Consider the following 4,237-nt stretch of genomic DNA (forward strand, 5'->3'; position numbering starts at 1 on the left):
TCGAAAATATAGATGCCGGTGCTGGCCAGATTGGACAAGGCGTCTTCCGGCTGCGGTTTTTCCTGGAACGACAGCACGCGGCCATCCTCATCCGTCACCACCATCCCGTAATCAGGCGCCTTCGACAGTTCAACTTCCTTCGTGATGATGCTGACCATCGCGCCTTTTTGCCTGTGCTCGAATAATGCGGATTTGATATCCAGATCGATCAGCGCATCGCCGCAAATGACGAGCGTCGTTTCATCGAAGAAGCCGCCGAATTCCTGTATTTTTTTCAAGCCGCCGGCAGACCCGATAGGCTTGGGCATGACCTCGCCCTCGTCCGACATGTAACCTTCGAATGAATAACCGATCTGCGCGCCGAAGCGCTGCCCTTCGCCGAAATAGTCTTCTATTTTTTGATGCAGGTAACTGACATTGACCATGATTTCATGGATGCCGTACTTGACCAGATGTTCGACCAGGTATTCCATCACCGGTTTGCCCAGGATAGGAATCATCGGTTTCGGCAGTTCATAGGTAAGTGGCTGGACACGGGTGCCCTTGCCTGCTGCAAGTATCATTGCTTTCATGTTTTCCCCTGAATTATTTGCTTGAGTGTTGATCGGATAGTGAAGCTCAGGCAAAGGCGTGACGCTCTTCCGACATCGCCTGCCAGCGCCATGAATCCGCACACATCTGTTCTATGCTGCGCTCGGCACGCCAGCCAAGTTCGCGTTGCGCCAGCGATGCATCCGCATAGCAGACGGCAATATCGCCCGGCCTGCGCGCCACGACCTGATATGGAATCGGCCGTCCGCTTGCATGTTCAAAGGCTTTCACCATCTGCAGCACGCTGCTGCCGCGACCGGTGCCAAGGTTGTAGGTCATCACGCCGGCGTCGCTGTCGGTTAATTTCGCCAGGGTCTTCACATGGCCGCTCGCCAGATCGACCACGTGTATGTAATCGCGCACGCCGGTGCCGTCATCGGTTGGATAATCGTCGCCATATACCGACAACAGGGAACGGCGGCCGGATGCGACCTGCGCCACATAAGGGAAAAGATTATTCGGAATATCGTTAGGATCTTCGCCGATCAAGCCGCTCTCATGCGCGCCGGCCGGGTTGAAATAGCGCAGCAAGGCAATCCGCCACGACGGATCGGACGTCGCCAGATCGCGCAGCATGTCTTCTATCATCAGCTTGCTGCGGCCGTAGGGATTGGTCGCCGCCAATGGAAAATCTTCCAGTATCGGAACCGTGGCAGGATCGCCATACACGGTGGCCGATGAACTGAATACCAGATTGCGCACATCATGCTGCGCCATGACCTGAAACAGCACCAAGCTGCCCTCCACATTATTGTCGTAATAACGCAGCGGCTCCGCTACCGATTCGCCTACCGCCTTGAGTCCGGCAAAATGCATCACTGCATCGAAGCGGTGTTGGGCAAACACTTTTTCCAGCTGCTCGCGCTCGCGCAGATCCACTTGCATGAAAGGTACCGTGACGCCGGTAATCGTGGCGATGCGATCCAGCACCGATGATTTGCTGTTGCACAGGTTATCGACCACTACTACTTGATACCCGGCCTTGATGAGTTCTACACACGTATGTGAGCCGATGTAACCGGCCCCTCCAGTTACCAGTATTTTCATGAGTTCATTTATCCATGGCGATGCGTAGTTGCACCTTTATAAAGATTAAGGAACGAAGACAAAGTTCATTTTTCCCTCTAAAGATTGCGCAATAAACTACTGTTTTCAGGAATGAAGCACATGCATGATCAAATTGTTTTTAATCAGAAATTTTCTGTACGAAGAAACATTTGTATATGGAAAGGCCGTGCTTATTATTTAAGCAGCATTAAAATGACCTTCCATCCGCGCGCATCGCCACGCATCGTCATTGCATCGACATACTGACCGGTTTATCCTGCCGGCTATCCTGGCCAGACCCGACCAGATAGTCGGCACAAAACAGGCGCAACAAACGCTGCACTGCCGGCTGCACATCGCACAACTCAAAGCGCAGGCCGATTTTCGATTGATGCCCATACAGCAGCATCAGCAATGCGATGCAGGCGCTATCTATATGCGTGACGGCGGAAAAATCAACGCGGACATGCGACGGCGCTTGCGTTGCGATGTCGAACGCTGCGCGCAGCGGCGCCAGATTGCCGTCTTCCCATGCACCGCGCGCCGTGATCGTGCATTGATTTCCCTGCGTCGCGAGCGACACTTGTGCTGCCGCTACCGCGCCGGCATCGCGCCTGTGCAATCGCGTCGCCACTGCACACGGGATGACATGCATGGCCATCAGTCTGAGCAGCATCAAGCCATCGCCAAGATAACGTTTCCATAGCGATGGCTCTTCCTTGATGCGCCACAACCATTCACCACCCAGCTGGCCTAGCCATACCGGTGCGCGCGCCACGGTGCCCGCCACAAAATTCACCACTGCGCCCAGGTGGCTGACCACCGGCACTTGCAGTTGCGGCAGGTTGCGTTCTATCCACGCCTGGCCTTTCCTGGCTCCCAGCGCGACCACCAGAAGATCAGCCCGGCTGGCATTGATGTCGGCAAGCGCGGCAGCGCTGCTCATGTTTTCGATACTGTCGAAACCTGGCGAATGATGACCCACACACACCAGGCCGGAAGTACTTGCATTGAGCCGGTCTGCAGCAATTTCTGCCACGCCATCCGGGCCGCCAAAGAAATAAACCAGCAGCACTTTGCCGCGCTTGTTGCGCAAGGTTTCGAACAGGGCCGAGCCGGCAACCCGCTCGCGTACCGGCACCCGCAGCAGATGCGCGATCCATACCAGCGGCATGCCATCGGCTATCGACAGATCACTGCGGATGACGGAATCACGGAAGTCGCCACCGCTCAAACTGGTCACCGCAAAATTCAGATTCGGCGTGGAAAAAAAACAGCGCTGTCGGCTGCGTCCCGCATCGCTGACTTTTGCGACCGCCTGCTCCATCGTGATCGCATCGAAGGGCAAGCCGAGCAGGCAATAAACCTGGCGCTGAAAATCGGTCTTGACTGGATAGGCAGGGCCGGGCTCGCTTGCCCTGTCGCCGGCCGGCCGTGGAAAATTATTCTGCATCGCGTTTTGCCCTCACCCACTCGACCTGGCGGTTCACAAAAAATTTCAGGTACAAAGGTATTTTCCAGAACACATAAGCCAGGCTTGAAAACAGATCATGCAAACTGAGGACGCTGCGCCCGAACTGCCGCCACGCCAGCAGCACCGCCAGCGTTAATGCCAGCATGTTGATGCCAGCCACGAGCAGCGGCGCCAGCCAGCCGAAGACCAGCCAGGCGCACGCAGCAACGATGAACAAGGCTAGTGTGACGATCGTCAACAAGGCCACCGGCGGCACGCACAGATCCAGCGCGAGTGCGATCAACATGCGGTCGCGCTGCACCAGGCCTTGCCACAACAGGGGCAAGCCATGCCTGACGATCATGCCCATATGGCCATGTTCCCAGCGCGTTCTCTGCAGGCGCGCCGCTGCTTCGCCAGAAGGGAAATAACTGGTGACGCAGGCGTCGGCACAAAAAAGCGGCGCTGCATTTTTTCTGGCCAGCTCTATGCCCAGCTTCATGTCTTCGGCCAGGCTGCCGTTTGCCAGCGAGGCGGCGCCAATCAGCGACCACGGGAAAGCCATGCCGGTGCCCATCAACTGACAGGGCAAACCGAGACGCTGAAAACCCAGCGGGCGCACCTGGTTCTTGACGATCCATGCAAACTCGGCAATGCGCATTTTCAAGCCGGAATTTTTTCTTGCGCGCATCAAGTCCAGCGCCTGCACCGGACGTTGCGCAGCCAGCGCCACGCATGCGAGCCTGTCTATCGAGCCCGGGCTTAACGTGCAGTCGGCATCTATCATGATGACGACTTCCGGCGGACTGAGCGCCAGTTGCTGCACGCCATAATCAAGCGCATAGCCTTTGCCGCGTTGATCAAGGTTGTGGCGCTCCAGCACCGGCGCGCCGGCAGCCAGCGCCAAAGCCGTCGTGTCATCGGTGCAGTTATCTGCAATAACAAGTATCCGGTCGCCATCCTGCAACTGCTCGCGGATAGCGGCGACCGTATTGGCAATCCCGACCGCTTCGTTATGTGCCGGCACCAGGACTGCAACACCAGGCCGGCGACCTGCAGGCAAGGGCCGCGCACGCGTTTTCGCAGATGCTGCCAGTGCCTGCACCAGCAGCACCGCAACAGGAATCGCTGCCGGCACCAGCAGCA

At 56.9% G+C, this 4,237-nt stretch carries 4 protein-coding genes; all 4 read right to left on the minus strand.

The features are described 5' to 3' along the window. Nucleotides 1-572, minus strand: a 572-nt coding sequence (locus Q7T06_RS10565; protein ID WP_304784409.1) for a nucleotidyltransferase family protein, incomplete at its 3' end; no start/stop codon positions are given. 46 nt (nucleotides 573-618) lie between these two features. Continuing rightward, nucleotides 619-1,638 carry a UDP-glucose 4-epimerase GalE gene (gene galE, locus Q7T06_RS10570; protein ID WP_304784411.1) on the minus strand — a complete coding sequence of 340 codons (1,020 nt, stop codon included), beginning with the start codon at nucleotides 1,636-1,638 and terminating at the stop codon, nucleotides 619-621. Nucleotides 1,639-1,885: 247 nt separating this feature from the next. Continuing rightward, on the minus strand, nucleotides 1,886-3,091 hold the full coding sequence (locus tag Q7T06_RS10575) for a WecB/TagA/CpsF family glycosyltransferase (protein WP_304784414.1): 1,206 nt from the start codon (nucleotides 3,089-3,091) through the stop codon (nucleotides 1,886-1,888). After that, entirely contained in the window at nucleotides 3,081-4,235 is a 1,155-nt protein-coding gene (locus Q7T06_RS10580; protein ID WP_304784416.1) for a glycosyltransferase family 2 protein, read from the minus strand. The genes Q7T06_RS10575 and Q7T06_RS10580 overlap by 11 nt, the downstream gene beginning before the upstream one ends. Nucleotides 4,236-4,237 lie beyond the last annotated feature (2 nt).

It is taken from the genome of Herminiimonas sp., from assembly GCF_030645555.1.
GTDB lineage: Bacteria > Pseudomonadota > Gammaproteobacteria > Burkholderiales > Burkholderiaceae_D > Oxalicibacterium.

What these genes read in the sequence shown, in the direction of transcription:
- galE (WP_304784411.1), bottom strand. Translation starts at nt 1,638, where the DNA reads ATGAAAATACTGGTAACTGGAGGGGCCGGTTACATCGGCTCACATACG.
- Q7T06_RS10575 (WP_304784414.1), bottom strand. Translation starts at nt 3,091, where the DNA reads ATGCAGAATAATTTTCCACGGCCGGCCGGCGACAGGGCAAGCGAGCCC.